This is a genomic window from Legionella stuttgartensis, from assembly GCF_977063405.2.
Genome location: NZ_CDRUHA020000056.1, coordinates 282,413 through 301,354 on the forward strand (window position 1 = coordinate 282,413; position 18,942 = coordinate 301,354).

The window sequence follows — 18,942 nt, forward strand, 5'->3', positions numbered from 1 at the left end:
TTGGAGTAATATTGATGAAAAATTCTAATCAACAAGTTATAAATCAATATAAAACTATTGAATTACAAACTCGTATTGATGCAGCCTCCCCTCATGAATTAATTAATTTATTATTACAAGGAGCGCGTACACATATTGCGACTGCTCAAGGTAATATTGATCGTAGTGAAATTCAACAAAAGGGAGAACATATCAGTAAAGCCTTAAGTATTATTGAAGGTTTAAAAACCAGTTTAAATCATGAACACGGCGGAGAAATTGCAGAGAACTTACTTCAAATCTACATGCATATTGAATATTTGCTGTTAAAGGCCAATCTTAATAATGACAAGGAACTATTAGCACAGTCCAATACATTGCTAGGACATGTTCACGAAGCCTGGCAAAAAGTTTCTCCTGACCATCCAGAATCTAATGCGTGAACTTCCTACTGATTTTATGTTTTTATATCTTATTACATCCATAATAAGTAACCCAGGGATACCATCTTTATGGGTTACATATATGGAATTATAAATACTTGAAAAAAAAGGCTTATTTATCTATAACTGTCAGTAACTCATATAATCTTAAAGTTATTTTTTAAAGTGCCGCTATAGTGAATACAATAGTCCCAATTGAGATCATTTATGAAAATTATGATATCAATGACAGTCTCTATTTGTTTATGGACAATGAGTCAACTTACTTTCGCCTATACGCGATACGGTGAAACTTTATGTAATTCTCCCGATTATTTTTGTATGAAAGTTAAAAATAGTGAAAGCTGGGAAAAGTTATTTCCTAATGCCGAAGAACGAGACATGGTACGACGAATTAATCGTATGAACGTCTCATTACGGCCAGGGATGACTATTGCTGTACCCAAAAATATCGATCGATTAACTATCTACGATGTTTCTCCCTTCCCAAGATATATTGACTCCGAAGGAGAAAAAACAATTTATGTAAGTCAGAAAAAATTAGCATGGGCTGCATATGATCAAGATGGCGAGCTACTTTGGTGGGGTCCTATTTCATCAGGTATAGGAAAGTGCACCGGAGTTATAGGGGGATGTAGCACCCCTACAGGTTCTTTTCGTATTATTCGCAAACAAGACATAGATTGCGTCTCCACGGTATTTCCTAGAAGAGCTGATGGGAATGATGGCGGAGCCCTAATGCCCTATTGCATGCATTTTTTCAGAGGGTATGCACTCCATGGGAGTTATGAAGTCCCCGGATACAAAGCAAGTCACGGTTGTGTCAGAATGTTTATTGAGGACGCGCGTTGGCTTAATGAAGAGTTTGTTGACCTTCCAGGTGATGGCATGAAAGGAACTCGTGTAGTCGTTGATCCAGCTGATTACGCAAACGAACAATAGACAAATACTGTACAAACTGTTAATATTTTACATGGTGTAATTTGCATATTTCTGTGATAACGTTGCCGGTTGACTTTTGATTTAAAAAACTGCCTTACACGCGAAGTGAGATTTAACAATCTGATCTACGAAGTATTTTCCAGTTTTTATTCAAAATACACACATACTTCACTTGTTGATAAGGTGACGTTTGGCGTGTTATTAGTCTAATAAAAAGTTCCCGTTGTAATAAGGACTACACATACGAGAATTAATTGAAGCAGGCCAGGATGGCAGATCAGAATGATGCTGAATCTACTGATCCCAAGACTATATCAAGTCAACTTCGTATAGATGAATCTGGAGAATGATAAAAGAATGGCACACTACAATACACGGTCCGAATCAGTAGAAAATTTTGGGATACAATCAATAATGCCTTGGATGGTATGGGGCTTAGGTTGCTTATTTTATTTTTACGAATGTCTTTTACAAGTTTCACCCAGCGTTATGAGTAACGAATTAATGAGAGATTTCTCAGTTACTAGCCAAACATTAGGTATTTTATCCGGCGTCTACTTCTACTCTTATGCAGCCATGCAATTACCTGGCGGGGTATTAATGGACTATTTTGGGCCACATCGATTGCTTACTCTGGCGACTGTTGTTTGTGCGGTAAGTACTATTGCATTCGGTATGACAGATAACTTTTTTATGGCCTGTGTCGCTCGTTTGATGATAGGTTTCGGCTCTGCATTTGCTGCCGTAGGTACTATGAAACTTGCAGCGAATTGGTTTCCCGCTCAACGTTTTGCCTTGCTTACTGGCCTCATGGTCACATTAGGAATGCTCGGAGCTATTGGAGGTGAAGCGCCTCTGGCCTTATTGATTGAGAGTTTTGGTTGGCGGCACAGTATGCTCATCATGGGTACTATAGGACTGGTTCTTGCCGTCTTACTTGTTGTTATTGCTAAAGATACTCCTGAAAATCACGAAATAGTGCATACACATCATCCTATTGAAGAAGAACATCTAATACCAAGTCTATTAGCATTGGTAAAGAACAAGCAACTTTGGTTAGTCGCAAGCTATGGCGGTCTAATGTACATGGCAACTCCAGTTTTTTGTGGTCTCTGGGGCGTCCCCTTTCTGATGAATAAAATGATGATCACTAAGACAACCGCAGCGAATTATATTTCTTTAGTGTTCATTGGTTGGGCAATTGCCAGCCCCTTATGGGGAATATTTTCGAACCGTATTGGTTTGCGCAAACCCCCCATGTACATAGGATGCATTGGCGCACTTATATGCTCTGTACTTTTTATTTTTGTTCCAATTAGTACTGCGATCTATATGGAGCTTTTATTGTTTGCATTTGGTATTTTTTCAGCAGGTTTTTTACCTGCTTTTACTGTAGCCAAAGAATTATGCAATAAAAAGTATGTTGCTTCTGGTTTAAGCTTTATGAACATGATGAACATGATAGGTATTGCAATAGCACAACCTCTTATTGGCTATATTCTTGACAAGATGTGGCAAGGTGAAATGAATGGGAATGTCAGGGTTTATCCATTAGAGGCTTACCATACAGGACTTGCAATTCTCCCGTTGGGAATGCTTATTGCCTTAATTATTTTACCGAAAATTAAAGAAACTTATTGCCAAAGTGTACATTAATGAAATAATACGGGACTTCCTTGGATATAGTAGCCTGGGTGCAGCAAAGGGGAGCCCGCGTTCCCCTGTCACGGATTGCGCCCTTCACTCAGGCTACACGTTTTTAAAGTAGATTTGATATGGCTAAAAAATTATACATCAAAACCAACGGCTGCCAGATGAATGAGTACGACTCAACTAAAATGGCAGAAGTTTTGTTGCAATCACATGGCTTAGTCAAAACGGAACGTGTTGAAGAAGCCGATGTGATATTGCTCAACACGTGTTCTATTCGTGAAAAAGCACAAGAGAAGGTTTTTTCTCAATTAGGTCAATGGCGAGAATATAAAGCGAAAAACCCCCATGTGGTTATTGGTGTAGGTGGTTGTGTTGCTAGCCAAGAAGGTGAAGATATTATTAAGCGCGCACCTTTTGTTGACATCGTGTTTGGTCCACAAACATTACACCGACTTCCTGCCTTGCTGAATCAGCGCATGGAAAAGAAAAAACCCGTTGTTGATATCAGTTTTCCAGAAATTGAAAAGTTTGATCATTTACCGGCCCCCAGAGCTGAGGGGCCAACTGCATTTGTTTCAATAATGGAAGGCTGTAGCAAATACTGTAGTTTCTGTGTTGTACCCTATACTCGTGGTACAGAGATTAGCCGTCCATTTGATGATGTACTTGCTGAGTGTTATCAATTAGCAGCCCAAGGCGTTAGAGAAATCAATTTATTAGGACAAAACGTTAACGATTATCGTGGTGTGATGGAAAATGGTGATATCGCTGACTTGGCCCTTTTAATTCATTATCTTGCTGCTATAGAAGGAATAGGTAGAATTCGTTTTACAACATCACATCCTTTGGCATTCTCCGATAATTTAATTAATGCCTATGCAGAAGTACCTGAATTAGCAAATCATCTACATCTCCCGGTACAAAGTGGTTCTGACCGCATTTTAGGCCTAATGAAACGAGGTTATACTGCTTTAGAATTCAAATCAAAAATCAGAAAATTGCGTAAAGTACGCCCAGATATTCGTTTATCTACGGACATTATTGTTGGTTTTCCAGGAGAAACAGATAAAGATTTTCAGGACACGATGGATTTGGTTCATGAAATAGGTTTCGATACCTCATTTAGTTTTATTTACAGCCCAAGACCAGGGACACCGGCTGCAAATTTACCCGATGACACCCCGATTGATGTGAAAAAGCAACGATTGCAGATATTACAAAACAGGCTGTTATTACAAGCTTCTCGTTACAGTCAGTCGATGACTGGAAGTATCCAGAAAATATTAGTTACTGGCCACTCTAAAAAAGACGCTCAACAGCTTTCTGGTCGCACCGAATGCAATCGAGTAGTGAATTTTGATGGGCCAGCTCATTTAATAGGGCAATTTGTTGATGTTCAAATCGGAGATGCATTGCCTAATTCATTACGAGGTCGTCTCATCGCAGCTGAGACTGAAACGATTTGATGATAGAACATATTCAAAAACAATTAACTGTTCCACGCGAGTATCACAATCAACGAATTGACAGTGTGCTCGCGCATTTACTTCCTGACTATTCTCGTTCGCAAATTAGTAATTGGATCAAAAGCGGCACAATAATACTCAATCAAAAACCATGCAAACCCAAAGACAAGGTTTTAGATGGAGATTTGATTGATATTAATGTTGATTTTACTTTAACGGAGCAGGATTTTAATCATTGCGCCCCTGAAGAAATTCCTTTAAACATTGTTTATGAGGACGATGAAATTTTAGTACTCAATAAACCTGAAAATATGGTAGTTCATCCTGGGGCAGGAAATAGAGAACATACCTTAGTAAATGCATTGCTGCATCATGCCCCCTCCTTACACCATTTACCTAGAGCAGGCATTATTCATCGATTAGATAAAGATACAACGGGTTTATTGGTGGTTGCAAAAACCTTAACCGCTCATACTTCTTTAATCCGACAAATGCAGGCTCGCGAAATTCAACGTCATTATGTTACCTTAGTTCAAGGTCATCTTATTTCTGGCGGGACCATTGATACTGGTTTTGGACGACATCCAAGAAATCGATTGAAAATGACCGTTCAGGAGCAAGGTCGACAAGCAATCACTCACTATTCAGTGAAGAAACAATATCAGGATTTTACTTTGTTAGATATCAACTTAATGACTGGTCGAACCCATCAGATAAGAGTTCATCTAGCCTACATCCATCATCCAGTAGTCGGTGATCCATTGTATGGTGGACGTATGCGATTCCCCGCTCATGCGACTGAAGAGTTACGATCCTTACTCCAAAATTTTAAAAGACAAGCACTGCATGCTACGACGCTCTCATTTTCTCATCCAAAAACAGAAAATGAGTTGACGTTTAAGGCTCCTATGCCTGATGATTTTACCCTTCTTCTTAACACATTGGACGCGCATTATGAAGAATAACTTAGCTAATTGGCCGGCGCCAAAAAATGTCACGGCTCTGAGTACAACACGTTTATCAGGATATAGCCAAGCTCCTTATGACAGCAATAATATGGGCTTGGGGGTGGGAGATAATGAGCAACATGTGCTGAAAAACAGACAACAACTTGTGGAGATGTTGCATCTGCCCGGCGAGCCTCAATGGTTATCTCAAACTCATAGTACTCATTGTGTTATTGTAGAAGAAGACTCAAACAGAAACGCAGATGCCTCCATAACTCGCTGCGCGAAACACCCTTTAGTGATTCTCACTGCCGATTGCCTACCTATCATGCTTTGCAATGTGCAAGGCACTGAGATTGCAGCAATTCATGCGGGCTGGAAAGGACTGGCGCAGGGTATTATTGAAAATACATTTGATAAAATGATGAGCCCAACATCTGATGTATTCGCGTGGATAGGTCCATCAATTTGTCAAAAGTGTTATGAAGTTGGGGAGGAGGTCTACCAGACATTTACTGATAAGTACCCTTTAAGTAAGCAAGCCTTTAAACCTATTAACGGAAAATGGCTGGCTAATTTGCCTCTAATTGCTGAAATTGTGCTGAACTCTCAAGGCATTAAAGCGGTTTATCAGTCTGGATTATGTACTTTTGAGTTAAAAAATGAGTTGTATTCCTATCGAAGAACGTCACAAACAGGTAGAATAGCTACCTTAATCTGGTTTAATGATCAACCTCAGGACTAATAATATGATTAAACATATCAAATTCATTATAAGTACCCTGCTTCTTTTTACAGCCTCATTCACCTATGCGGCTAACGAAGCAGCTCCCGCTCCCATACCGAGCTTGGCCCCGGTCTTAAAAAACATCATGCCTGCAATCGTCAATGTTGCAGTACAGGGTTATTTACCGCCTAGTGCCACCTCACCTGGTTCTGCTGGCAATGATGAAGAAGCTCAAAATAGCAGACAACCTAATCAAACGGCTCCTGAAAAAGGACGTAAATTTGAAAGTATAGGTTCTGGTGTGATTGTAGATGCACAAAACGGGATTATCATTACTAACGATCACGTAATTCGCAATGCTAATCTTGTCACCATTACGTTACAAGATGGCCGACGCTTAAAAGCTAAACTGATTGGTAGCGATAGCGAAACAGACTTAGCTATATTAAAAATTAGTGCAACAAACTTAAAATCATTACCTATAGGGGATTCGGATCAACTACAAGTAGGTGATTTTGTAGTTGCTATTGGTAATCCTTTTGGCTTAAACAGTTTTGGTAATAGTCAATCTGCAACCTTTGGGATTGTTAGTGCATTAAAGCGCAGTGACTTAAACATTGAAGGAGTAGAAAACTTTATCCAAACTGATGCTGCAATTAATCCAGGTAACTCTGGTGGTGCATTGGTTAATACAAAAGGAGAATTGATTGGAATTAATACTGCAATTCTTTCTCCATATGGTGGTAATGTGGGAATAGGTTTTGCTATACCCATTAATATGGCAAAAGATGTAGCACAACAAATTATTAAATTCGGCTCAATTCATCGGGGCTTAATGGGTATATTTGTTCAACATTTAACGCCTGAACTTGCTCATTCTTTAGGATATCCTGAAGATTTCCAAGGTGCATTGGTATCACAAGTTAATCCAAACTCACCTGCAGAACGAGCTGGGTTAAAATCAGGTGATATTATTACCCAAATTAACAATACAAAAATCACGCAAGCGACTCAGGTAAAAACAACCATTAGTCTCTTACGCGTTGGTTCAAATGTTAAAATGGTTGTCCAACGTGACGGCAAAACCATTTCCCTGGATGCTGTTGTGACTGACATTAAATCACATGAGCAAAAACTACAGTCAGAAAATCCGTTCCTTTATGGACTGGCATTAAGAAACTTTGAGCAAGAAACACCACCTCATGGTAATGTCATTGGCGTACAAGTCGTAGGTGCTTCAGAAACAAGTGCGGGATGGCGTGCAGGTTTAAGACCTGGAGACATTATTATCTCTGCAAATAAAGCACCCATTAAAGACGTTAAATCATTGCAACAAGTTGCTCAGCAGAAAAAGCAAGAGTTGTTAGTTCAAATATTACGTGGACCTGGTGCCATGTATTTATTAATCATCTAATCTTCTCAATTAGTCCTGGGTGATGCGTAGCGTACCCAGGACTTCAAACTCCAACGCCCTACGAAATTCGAAAATTAAAGCTTATATATTCTAAATATCATCCTCCTAGTGTTACTAAAATCAAAATACTTATTTATCTACAGCTTTTTAAAACCGAGTGTGACGCTATTGCATCACTAATGCAATTTTTCTAAGCCTTAACATTAAATTTACTTCAACTATTATTAAATATAACCATTAATTTAATTGAATAACCAAAGAGGCTAATGAATAAAAATACTGAATTAGAGATAATCCTATGCTTTATGTATGCAAACGCTGAATTCTTCGCGGCACCTTTTTTAGATCGGGATAAATTTGGCTCTTGGGTTAGTCAACTTAAAAAAAGTGATATAAAGAAATTTTCAAGGCAACTACATAAGGCATTAGGAACAAGCAAGCCGATTAGTATCGAAGACAAGAATCCGCCAAGAGACTACCGAATTGCCATAGTGGGACCAACGGTCTCGAAAACAGGTAATTTTAGTAAAAAATATTGTCTGTTATCGGGTTATTCAGACCCCCTATTTAGAGTTTTACATTCCAACCCAGAATTAGTTTCTACCATAAAAAGCTATATGAATAGCAATTTTTTTGAAAACTGGTATAGCATACAATCTAAAAGAGTAAAAAATAAAAGAACAAAATGTTTGAAAAAATTTGATTTGTTAACTAAAAAACTTGATGATGAAATTGAACGGTATCAAGCAATACAGCTTGAAGACATACGTTCTTCTTTGCCAGCAGGAGTCATTCTCATTTACGACTATGATGGTCATGCCAGCAGCTATGAAAGAGATGGTTCTAAAAAACCTACCAAAATAATAATCGATAATAGTGGTGATACTGATATATCTGAGTTGAAATTAATGGTTGATAAATTCAATAATGCCCAGAGTTTACGGGAAATATTAAGAAATCCAAACTTAGATGTCTTTAGCCGACTTAATCAGTTTTCGGTTAAAATTCAGGATAAAGGGTTTAATGAATCATTTACTGCCAATAACGATTCCGAAGGTAAAAAATTATTAAAAACGATAGGTTATGCTGTAACAACACTATTATTTGGCCTAGGGATTTATCTATCATATAAAAATAAAGGTACTTACAAATTCTGGAAATCAGGGGAAGAAGCCTTATTAGAAGCTACACAAGAAAATTTTGACGTGCAAATCAAAAGCTTAGCTAACCCAAAAGTTTGGGGGAAATGAGCTGACTTTGTAGTTTAAGTAATACTGCATAATAACGACGATTTTTCACTTTAAGGATATAAAATCTGTTTGTTAAGCATCATCTTGTTAGTAGTACATCTTTTTTCAACAAAAAATTCAAAAAAATAGGCCAACGGACTTGACATCTTCCCCTTAAAAAGACAAAATCACGCGTCTTGTGGCTATGTAGCTCAGCCGGTTAGAGCGCGGCACTCATAATGCTGAGGTCGGTGGTTCGAGTCCACCCATAGCCACCATTTAATCAATAAGTTACGATTAAAACCAAATAAAAACTTCAGGCGTATAACGAATGAAGCTTCTTTTAAAATCCCGCAAAATATACCATTGTGGTCTTCAAAAAAATGACTGACATAAATCAAACCACGTCCTTTATCTTTAAACCATTGACTGAAAATGACCTTATGCTTTTGTATCATTGGTTCCAAGAACCTGTCATCAATCAATGGTATGCTCGAGGTCAATCTTGGTCATTCGAGAATATTAAACAAAAATATCTCCCTAGAATTTTAGGAAAAGATAATGTACCGAGCTTTATTATTTATATTGATGAGGTTCCTCTTGGCTTTATTCAGTATTATCGTTTAAGTGATCATGTTCCGGAAGGTATTTGCCACAATAACCATCCCTTATTTGATTGTTATCCGCCCCATAAATTAGCAGGTATCGATCTGTTTATCGCTCCAAGTAATCAACGTGGAAAAGGATTAGGTAAACAAATTTTAGATTCGTTCATAACAGAACTTCCCAACAGCATTTGCGCTGTTCTTGTTGATCCAGAAATTCATAACCACCATGCAATTAGTTGTTATGAAAAATCCGGATTTAAACGTACTGATTACAGTGAAGACAAAGCCTATTTAATCCTCATAAAGCCCATACTCAAACGGTAAATGATATGACAGCCCCGAAAAAAAGAATTAATCCAGATGTCTTACAAATAGCAATACGAATACTTCAGCATCATTTTGCGACGGATATCGAAATAAGTTCTCTTAAATTTTTAAGTGAAGAAGAACGACGAAATACTGTGGTGCGCATCATGCTAAACAGCAAATCGAGCTCAGTACCTAAAAGCATCATTCTCAAACAATCCCTGACCGAAGAGTCAGATGGTGATGACAAAGAAGCGAACGCTCGTTTTGCTCGCGATTGGGCTGGTCTTGAGTTTGCAAATCAAATTCATCAAAAAATGCATAATGTTCCCTACTTCTATGGTGGTAATAAAGAGCACCGATTTATTCTTATTGAAGACCTAGGAGAGCCACATATAAGTTTAGTTGACTCATTGACACTTCCCTCACGAGAAAAAGCGATTCTGGCATTGTGCCGTTTTATGAAGGCACTAGGAAGCTTCCATGCGGCTAGCTTTGGCAAAACAGCAACATATGAAGCTCTTTTAGAGAAATTCAACGAACACACTGAAACTCTACAAGAGAATTTTGATGTTACTCAAACCGATTTACTTGGAAAATTGCAATCTGCTAATAGAAAATTGAATCTATCGTTAACAATAGAATGTATCAATGAAGCCAAGTCCCTGATTCAGTCTTTATTTAAACCAGGTCCCTTTACCGTGCTAACCCATGGTGATATTTGTCCAGATAATGTCTTTGACCATGAAGAAACACGTGATTTACAACTCATTGATTTTGAATGGGCTTGTGTAGGCAATGCTTTATTGGATGGTACTTATCTGAGAATGAGCATGCCTACATGTTGGTGTGCCAAATCCATACCCGAAGACGTCATTATTGCATTAGAGATTATTTATCGAGAAGAATTGAAACCAAGTATTCCTGCAGCATCAGATGATTTAGCTTACGCCAGAGCCTACACTGAAGCCTGTGGTTTTTGGTTATTACAACAAACACTTCCTTTCCTTGATTCAACGCTAGAAAAAGACCGAGTGGGTCCATCAGGACCGGTTCCAAAAAATTCATTGTGGAAAAACGAAGAAAACACAGTGAGACCAAGAGTTTTATCACGTTTGCAAGCGTTCGTTCATGTATCATCCAGAAATGATTTGTTACCCCACTTAAGACAAATGGCAAAAAACATACTTAATGAGCTCAAAAAACACTGGAATGATGTGAAAAATTTGGAGTTTTATCCTGCTTTTAAAACAGCAAATCAAAAATTTTATCTTAGAGCTTTTGAACCAGGTGATGAGGCAGAAATCTATCAGCTTTTTTATGATACCGTCCATCATGTCAACTGTAGAGATTATACAAAAGAACAACTCGATGTATGGGCTCCTCAAATACCTGATTTATCCAAATGGCAAAAATCCCTTGCTAAAAACCATACGTTTGTAGCAATCGATAAGGAAAGTAACAAAATTGTTGGGTTTTCAGATTTAGAAGAAAATGGCTATCTCAATCGGGGTTATGTACATAAAGACTATCAAAAACAAGGAGTTGGACATGCTTTATTAAAAGCCCGTGAACTGACAGCAATTGCATTAGGCATCTCAAAGCTCTTTTCAGATGTCAGCATCACAGCGAAACCCTTTTTTGAAAGACAGGGATATATAACTGAAGCAGAACAAACCAAAAAATTAGATGGCACTATGTTCACAAACTATCGGATGACAAAAGTGTTAACTTGTTCAAAATAGAAAATACGTTGTCGTAATTACTCTCTAACCGCTTCAATCATGGACTTGAAGCTGTCCTATAGTGCTTCGCCTTTTTTATCTATGAAATTGCGCATAAGTTGAACTATAATTTTAATAGTGCACTTGTAGGAAATTAGAATGGCCAGGTCTCACTTAGAAATGGCCCATGTTTTAGGGCTACAAGAAAATCCTTTTTTAAGTGAAAGCAATGTTGGCTGGGAAATGAGCTCAGCCATAATCAGTACAAAAAATAGGTATAAACAATTAAGACCGTCCACCAGTTCTTATTTGAATTTTGATTTATTACCTTCCTCCCATTATACAGAAGCAGCCAAAAAAATTACGGATCTACCCAATGGGGGGTACATAGGGTTTTCTTGTTATTGGTTTGGCCATGCTTATAGTCTTCATGCAGTTAAAGAAGAAAACCAAACACATTTTATCTATGTAAATCGAGGACAACGCCATACTGATGTAGCAACAGGAAAAAGTAAACATGATGCACCAACGGTCCTTGCCTTTTCATTAGGAAATAATGAGGCGGAACGCTTTGCTAAGGCAATGATGAGTGCGGCGATGACTATAGGTGACACACGCAAAATAATGTCTGCATTTTTAGAAAAAAATCAAGATAAGTACAATCCAGTACTTTCTAAAACATTAGAAAAAAAAGATCAAAAGACAGGAAATTGTTCTGTAGCCAATTCTAATGTCGCCTGGCATTTTCAACTAGCATCCGATGAGATGAAAAGTAAAGGGACCAGTTTTGCACAGGCTTACGAAAATACCAAATCCAACTATAGAGAAATGCGGGTAAAAGATAGGGTTCAAGCATTTAGGTACCTCCTAAATGACAGAGGCTGTTATCTCTCCGATACAGCATTTCTTTACAATTATTTCGAGTCTCTTGGAAAAATGAACAACAAGGATAGGGGCCCTGCTCAAACAAAGCATCTTGCCACTCTGGCCGATGGACTTAGTCCTAATAATATCCCCAAATTAATCGAACCCTTAGTGAACACCAATTTTATATTTAAAGTAGAGGAATATATAAATGCTAGAGTAGAACAAATTAAAAAAAAATATCCGAGTATACCAGAGGAAAAATGCAAGAAATTTGCTATTGCGACAAGAAAGAATTTAGAGTCAGCAAGAAATAATATGTTATCGCTTGTTTTCAATAAATTACCCCCCGAGCAACAAAAAGAACTAATCGCTAAGGATAATTCCTTGGTGAAATATGCTTCAAGTGATGTGGAGTTGGCCTTTCTTCAACAAAATTATAATAAGTTTTCTTTATATTCGAGCCAAAAAAGTAAAAGCATGTGTAAGGAATATAAAGATAAAATGGAACACGAAGCACAATGGATATATCAAAAATCCTTTAGCGAACTTGAAGAATATGAGCGAGACAACATTGAATTCGACTTTATGGCGGATATATACCAAAAGCGAAGCAATCAAATTGCTAGTGAAAGAAAAACGAATGGTAATTTTTTGTTGTCAAAAGATGCAGAGCAAAAAGAGGCAAAAATTAACAATACACTTCGAACCTTGTATTCCTATCTCTCAACTGAAGATCAGGCCAATGCAAAAAGAACACTTGAAGACTTGTGCAAGACATGTTGTGAACGAAGGTTTTATCTCAGTGGAAATAAATATTCGACCCATATTCAATCAGCTAAATGGTTGGTTGAGCGAATCGGCACGAATGACGACATAGGAGAAGATCTCAGAAAGCTATTAGGTGTTAAAACGATTGATCTTCATGAAATAAAAAGCAAAGTTCAAAATATTATCTCTGGAAAAAATGAAAATTGTGCTTGTCACACGATTAGTTATAAAGAACAACTACAAGCCCAAAAGCCAATGAACCCTGAGCCACTGCCTATCTATGATGAACATTTGAGTATAAGCGCACAAATTTAAGTTTCTCTAGATACTTTAAATAAAATTTTTGATATGTTTAATAGAAAGCACTTCTGTTAATGGCACAACTATAACCAAAAGGTTATTCCCTTTTAAATAGGAGAATAGAATACTATGGAGCGGTTAAAATCCTATTTTCTTAAAGACACTACTCTAAAAGCTGAAATCATTGCGGGTATCACCACTTTTCTCACCATGGTATACATTGCATTCATTAACCCAAGCATACTTCATGATGCCGGGATGGATCAGGGAGCAGTATTTACAGCCACCTGTCTTATTACTGCCTTTGCCTGTTTCTTTGCAGGATTATTTGCGAACACTCCTATTGGTATAGCTCCGGGCATGGCATTAAATATTTTCTTTTCTTATACAGTAGTGCAAGGCATGGGAATCGCTTGGGAACAAGCTTTAGCTATTGTTTTTCTTTCAGGTGTTTTGTTCTTTATAATGTCACTGACTAGCTTGAGGCGACTATTAATCGAGGCAATTCCTCATAATTTACAAATTGCGATTTTAATAGGGATTAGTTTATTAATTGCTTTAATTACCTTGCAAAATAATCAAATTATTGTCGAAGATAGCCATAATTTAATGCGTCTAGGTGAAATTAATCGTCCTGAAAGCGGATTATTTTTCTTAGGATTTTTACTTATACTGATTTTAGATTATTTTCAAATTCCTGGAGCCATTATTCTTGGAATACTGAGTATTTCTGTCTTAAGCTTATTGATGGGTCTATCTACCTGGCAAGGATTAATTTCCATGCCCCCTTCCATGGAGGCTACTTTTTTAAAGCTAGACTTTTCTGCCTTAAATACCGTTCTTGCTTTAAAAGCCACATTTACCTTTTTTTTAATTGCTGTATTTGATGCTACAGGGACATTGATCGGTTTATTAAATCCTTCTGTATTTAAACAACAAGAAAATTATTCCAAACGACTGAGTAATTGTTTAACCGTTGATGCCGCTGCTTCTGCGGTAGCTGGATTATTAGGTTCCGCAAGCACCTCCCCCTACATCGAATCTGCAGCAGGAATTGAAGCAGGTGGACGCGGCGGAATAACAGCCATAGTGATCGCAATGGGATTTCTTCTGATGTTATTTTTCTCACCTTTGGCACGAATGATTCCTAACTATGCAGTAGGCCCTGCACTTTTATATGTGGCTTGTTGTATGATGAAACATCTCACCGATATGAAATTGCATGATGTTAGTGAAACAGCTCCTTGTATGGTAACCATCATGATGATTCCCTTTACTGCTTCGATTGCTGATGGAATTGGTGGGGGTATTATTCTCTATACTTTATTAAAGCTGCTAACACGTCAAAAAATTAATCTCTTACTCTTCATTTTAAGTATTGTTTTTGTAATATTCTTCCTTGTCAGCTAACCAAGAGCAAATGACTTAATTTCATATTTTAAAATTAATCAGAAGGAAATTTTCCCATGTCCATCAAGTGCTCCGTATTTATTGCCACAACTGTGGATGGATTTATCGCTCGAGAAAATGGTTCCATTGATTGGCTTAACAATATTAACTCTCTTGTGCCTCCAGGCGAGGATGGAGGCTATAAATCATTTATTTCAACAGTTGATGGATTGGTTATGGGAAGAAATTCCTTTGAACAAGTTCTATCATTTGATGAATGGCCATATGGCGATCTTCCAGTAGTGGTCATGAGTAGCAACACTATAAATATTCCTAGTCACTTGCAGAAATGCGTTTCTTTATCTGCTGAAACACCGTCTACACTTGTTCAACGTCTGGCAAAAAAAGGAATGAAACATCTTTACATTGATGGCGGGATCACCATTCAACGATTTATTGCAGAAAATCTCATCGATGAATTAACGATTACATTGATTCCTATATTACTGGGTTCTGGACGTTCATTATTTGGTCCAGTAAAGCAAGACATTGAACTTGAGCTTTTAGAAACAAAGAATATTGGCTGTGGTATTGTACAATTAAAATATTGCATCATGCCCATAAAAAATGTTGAATAATCAAGCCCATACCCCATAGGGTTGTTGACGGAGTAATCGTGTTCGTGTAGAAACTTGATTAACTCAACCTTATGTATAAGTTCAACTGAGTTGTTGTATGTAATCACCACAAACCCATTGATCTGGAGATTATTATTATCATGAAAAAATTTTTTGATAAGAAAACTAAAACCTTATTCGTTACCGGAGGAAAAACCGCAGTAACTGATCTATCCGATAATCCATTAATGCAATTACCTGATCCTGAAGAAATGCCCCCATCCCCCCAACTTCACAGACAAAATGCGACAGCGGGAAAATATTTTGACAGACATTATATAAGCACATCAGGAGAAGAACTTCACGGCAATTTTGATTTAAAAGATCCTAGCAATATGGATCTGGAAGAGGTTCATGATACGATTTATTGCCCTTAACCTTAAGGAAAAAATTCAGCCTTCTACATCATAAAATCAAAAAAACGTAGAAGGCGATTCCTCGTTCCATTTTAGTTAAAGATACAGAAAAATCATATACATTTACCAAACCATCTGCTTATAATGCGTTAAGATGATATTTAAAATGTACAACTATGTGCATTATCATCTCAGCAACGAATTAATAAATAAAATCGAATTCTTTTATTAGTGAGGATGAAATAATATGAAAAGAACAGGACATCAACAACACGCTCACCAACAGACACACCAACACACACATCCATCAACTACCCAGCCACAAACTGTAGTAGTTGTTACGACTCCAGCACACGGTATGAACCCGTATGGTTTCATGCATCATCATGCTCAGAATCCATATCAACAGCCACCTCATTTACACCAACACCCACACGCTGAGCATCATGCTCATGAGCAGACACATACCCATACACATCCCTAAGCACGAATCACCCGGATTCACATCATGTATCCGGGTGTAAATGCATGAGCCTCCTAATTATGCTGGATGGTTTGTACACTTTTTAACGCCTCATTCCCAAGGGATGATTTCTCAGCCCTAAAAAATGTAAGGTTTAAAGGATTTGTTTTTGCATAATACCCAGTAGGTTGACCTTCTCCTTTCTGTGCCGCTACATAACCAGTAGAATTATTTAATCCAGGATACTCTTCTACTTGATCGTTGGGCATTTCTAATTCAATAATATTGTCTGATGATAACAATGAATCTAGGCTCATTAACTTCATTCCATCGATCGTTTCCTCTTCCTCTACATATGAAAAGCTACCTTCATCATACTCATCCTTTGAGAGCGGTTGTTCCTTAATTTGCAGGGATTGAGAAGTCTCAAATAAGAAATCCTCCGAGCGTTGTTCATAGTGCGTGAGCTCTTCTGAGCTAAATAGAGCACTATCTTCATCATCTGAGTCTTCAAGTACAAGGGGTTCTACCATTTTAAGTAATGCTTCACCTTTAGTAAAACCTACAATGGATATGCGATGCCAATTCGAGTCAGTGATTCCATTAGAAGGAGTTAATTTTGTGTTGCAATGGAAATATTTATCAAAATTCCAGAACAATAAGTCACCTTCTTTTAAATCAAAATATATTCCTTCAAAAAAAGATTGAGTGTCATTTGGTAAAGCACCTTTAACACCAGGGAAAAATGTATAAGCTCCTTCATAAGTACGTTGAAGATCACCCTGCTGTTGATTGCTAGAGGGATAGATAACAAACAGTGGATTTAAACAATGAATGGGAAACTTATTGTTGTCCACATGGGCATTGGTCTGTTTATCGTAATTGGCTTCGGCAGTCAAAAGATAACTCGAGCCATTAATGGTAAAATTAGTTGCATAACCCATTAGCTGACGACGCGCTGCATATTCAACTGGAGCACATTCTGCATAGATTTGTTCAACTGTCTTAAAAAGAGGTGCTAATCCTTCTTCAACTCCAAATTTGGCCTCAGAAAATTGGGTAGGTCTAATTCTTGTAACTTTTTTTCCAAGAATACCAATTGGAGCAGAACGAACATTCCTTTGTACATTTTCTTTATTTTGCTTATTATTAGCAGTTTCTTCTGAAGATACAGCTCCCATCCTATTTAATTGTGTTCGAGTTGTCGAAGAGAGTTCTTTACGTAATTTATCAGTTATCAACTGGGGTTGAATTGCACCTATCCGATAAACACCAATTAGTTTTCCTTTGACATCATAGAAATTAGTATCTTGAGTAATTTTCAAGGAATTACAAAAAGGCTGATCAAAAGTATCATTTGTTTTAATTGGTTTAACGAGATTCTCATGTAATACCATCGTAGCGATTAGAGTACCATCAGATGTTTTATCTTGAGATTTCTCCACAGGGAGTTCATTCTGAAGCATAGATGTTCGCATAATAAGGTCTTTAAAGGGCTTCTTGCGTTTAATAAGATCGTAACTGGTATTGATTGCCGATTTTAGACTTTTTATTTCTTTTTTTTCTAAGCATAAACCCAATTTGTTCATATGAAAAATTAGGATTTCACCTAACTGCTCTCCTGATTTACGTTTTAAATAAATGCTATACATCAAATGATGTTGATATAAATAAATTAAATTCTGAGCAGCCATTGAAGGAGATGTTTTTATATAGGGAATAATTTCCTTAGAAATAAATTCACTCCTTGATTTTACATTTTGGTAACGAGTTGATCTTCTCAAACTGTGGTCGCTTTTTTTTACAGTGAAAGGAAAACTGATATGATGGCTATAGATAAATTTATTTTTAAGTTCATCAGGGGCTTTTGGTTTAATTTCTTTTTTTAAATCCGATCTCTGCCCTATAGAAGAAATGTGCCTCATCGAAAGATGCTTATTATAACGCTCATTTTTTTGGATCATTTCGCGTTGCACTTTTTCATATTCTTTAAGATCACCTTTAGCCATTTGCTCAATATATTCATTTAAAAAAGGTGAAATTAATTTTCGTACTATTTTACCTTGGGTTGGCCTTACTCTAGTAGGGGTTATAGCCTGAGCGGCGTCCTTTTCTTTTCCTTTTTCTGCGGGTTCTAAATGAGGATAAACCGCTTTATGTCTTTTGGTTAAAGCAAAACTGTCTCCGGGTTCAAAATTGGGTTGTTGAACAAGGGGCAGCCCATTTCCTACATCAGTTCTGGAATCGATTATTTCGGAATGCTTTCTTTTTTTAGCGGGGGTATTACTTGGTTGAATATTGTTTGCGGGTGTTATTAAGGAAGTTGTTGCCATGGATGAATCTGGATCACTAAAAGTGGAGGTGTGCATTGCATCCATCCTGGTCATATCACTTCCCATAGAAAGTATTTTCTGACACTCCCCAAGACAATGCGCTATAAATCCCGGATCTGCAGTGGCCTTAATATCATCGAGTATCGAATAAAATTTTCCTTGAATGGCAAGAAAGAGATTGAAATCTGGGCCATACTTCATTGTGGCTTCATCAAATTTTTGTTGCATATTTTTACTCCTTTATGATTTAAAATAATAGTTAATGCTCTAACGAGAGCCGAAATATTAAATACAGTTCTAGGTGACAAAAATCAACACATTCTAGATTTTTTTATCAATTAAGATAATCTT

The 18,942-nt window shown here is 37.3% G+C and carries 16 protein-coding genes and 1 tRNA gene; 16 read left to right on the plus strand and 1 reads right to left on the minus strand.

The features are described 5' to 3' along the window. Positions 1 to 14 precede the first annotated feature (14 nt). From fliS to ACWTEW_RS15615, 16 genes are all read left to right on the plus strand, one after another. Positions 15 to 422, plus strand: coding sequence for a flagellar export chaperone FliS (fliS, locus tag ACWTEW_RS15540; protein WP_454782561.1), 408 nt, complete (start codon positions 15 to 17; stop codon positions 420 to 422). Between the two features lie 207 nt (positions 423 to 629). Beyond that, positions 630 to 1,364 carry a L,D-transpeptidase gene (locus tag ACWTEW_RS15545; protein WP_454782562.1) on the plus strand — a complete coding sequence of 245 codons (735 nt, stop codon included), beginning with the start codon at positions 630 to 632 and terminating at the stop codon, positions 1,362 to 1,364. Between the two features lie 357 nt (positions 1,365 to 1,721). After that, positions 1,722 to 3,020 (plus strand): MFS transporter, encoded by a 1,299-nt coding sequence (locus ACWTEW_RS15550; protein WP_454782563.1) that lies wholly within the window; start codon positions 1,722 to 1,724, stop codon positions 3,018 to 3,020. A 119-nt stretch (positions 3,021 to 3,139) separates the two neighbouring features. Then, the gene (miaB, locus tag ACWTEW_RS15555) at positions 3,140 to 4,483 is read left to right on the plus strand and encodes a tRNA (N6-isopentenyl adenosine(37)-C2)-methylthiotransferase MiaB (protein ID WP_454782564.1); all 1,344 of its coding nucleotides are present in this window, start codon (positions 3,140 to 3,142) and stop codon (positions 4,481 to 4,483) included. Beyond that, positions 4,483 to 5,448 (plus strand): 23S rRNA pseudouridine(1911/1915/1917) synthase RluD, encoded by a 966-nt coding sequence (rluD, locus tag ACWTEW_RS15560; RefSeq protein WP_454782565.1) that lies wholly within the window; start codon positions 4,483 to 4,485, stop codon positions 5,446 to 5,448. Before miaB ends, rluD begins: the two co-directional genes overlap by 1 nt. Then, on the plus strand, positions 5,438 to 6,175 hold the full coding sequence (pgeF, locus tag ACWTEW_RS15565; RefSeq protein ID WP_454782566.1) for a peptidoglycan editing factor PgeF: 738 nt from the start codon (positions 5,438 to 5,440) through the stop codon (positions 6,173 to 6,175). The genes rluD and pgeF overlap by 11 nt, the downstream gene beginning before the upstream one ends. A gap of 4 nt (positions 6,176 to 6,179) precedes the next feature. Then, entirely contained in the window at positions 6,180 to 7,571 is a 1,392-nt protein-coding gene (locus tag ACWTEW_RS15570; RefSeq protein WP_454782567.1) for a Do family serine endopeptidase, read from the plus strand. A 266-nt stretch (positions 7,572 to 7,837) separates the two neighbouring features. Beyond that, positions 7,838 to 8,821: a hypothetical protein gene (locus ACWTEW_RS15575; protein WP_454782568.1), complete on the plus strand. Its 984-nt coding sequence runs from the start codon at positions 7,838 to 7,840 to the stop codon at positions 8,819 to 8,821. A 180-nt stretch (positions 8,822 to 9,001) separates the two neighbouring features. Continuing rightward, positions 9,002 to 9,078: transfer RNA gene (locus tag ACWTEW_RS15580), tRNA-Met, on the plus strand. Positions 9,079 to 9,183: 105 nt separating this feature from the next. Further along, positions 9,184 to 9,732 carry a GNAT family N-acetyltransferase gene (locus ACWTEW_RS15585; protein WP_454782569.1) on the plus strand — a complete coding sequence of 183 codons (549 nt, stop codon included), beginning with the start codon at positions 9,184 to 9,186 and terminating at the stop codon, positions 9,730 to 9,732. A 5-nt stretch (positions 9,733 to 9,737) separates the two neighbouring features. Then, on the plus strand, positions 9,738 to 11,459 hold the full coding sequence (locus tag ACWTEW_RS15590; RefSeq protein WP_454782570.1) for a GNAT family N-acetyltransferase: 1,722 nt from the start codon (positions 9,738 to 9,740) through the stop codon (positions 11,457 to 11,459). A gap of 138 nt (positions 11,460 to 11,597) precedes the next feature. Further along, positions 11,598 to 13,388, plus strand: coding sequence for a hypothetical protein (locus tag ACWTEW_RS15595; protein ID WP_454782571.1), 1,791 nt, complete (start codon positions 11,598 to 11,600; stop codon positions 13,386 to 13,388). Positions 13,389 to 13,502: 114 nt separating this feature from the next. Next, positions 13,503 to 14,783: an NCS2 family permease gene (locus tag ACWTEW_RS15600; protein ID WP_454782572.1), complete on the plus strand. Its 1,281-nt coding sequence runs from the start codon at positions 13,503 to 13,505 to the stop codon at positions 14,781 to 14,783. A 56-nt stretch (positions 14,784 to 14,839) separates the two neighbouring features. Continuing rightward, positions 14,840 to 15,400 carry a dihydrofolate reductase family protein gene (locus ACWTEW_RS15605; protein ID WP_454782573.1) on the plus strand — a complete coding sequence of 187 codons (561 nt, stop codon included), beginning with the start codon at positions 14,840 to 14,842 and terminating at the stop codon, positions 15,398 to 15,400. Between the two features lie 140 nt (positions 15,401 to 15,540). Continuing rightward, positions 15,541 to 15,816, plus strand: a complete 276-nt coding sequence (locus ACWTEW_RS15610) for a hypothetical protein (protein ID WP_454782574.1) — start codon at positions 15,541 to 15,543, stop codon at positions 15,814 to 15,816. Positions 15,817 to 16,042: 226 nt separating this feature from the next. Beyond that, positions 16,043 to 16,279: a hypothetical protein gene (locus ACWTEW_RS15615; RefSeq protein WP_454782575.1), complete on the plus strand. Its 237-nt coding sequence runs from the start codon at positions 16,043 to 16,045 to the stop codon at positions 16,277 to 16,279. Positions 16,280 to 16,332: 53 nt separating this feature from the next. Here the strand turns inward: ACWTEW_RS15615 and ACWTEW_RS15620 are convergent, their stop codons facing one another. Next, positions 16,333 to 18,819 carry a hypothetical protein gene (locus tag ACWTEW_RS15620; protein ID WP_454782576.1) on the minus strand — a complete coding sequence of 829 codons (2,487 nt, stop codon included), beginning with the start codon at positions 18,817 to 18,819 and terminating at the stop codon, positions 16,333 to 16,335. Positions 18,820 to 18,942: the final 123 nt, after the last annotated feature.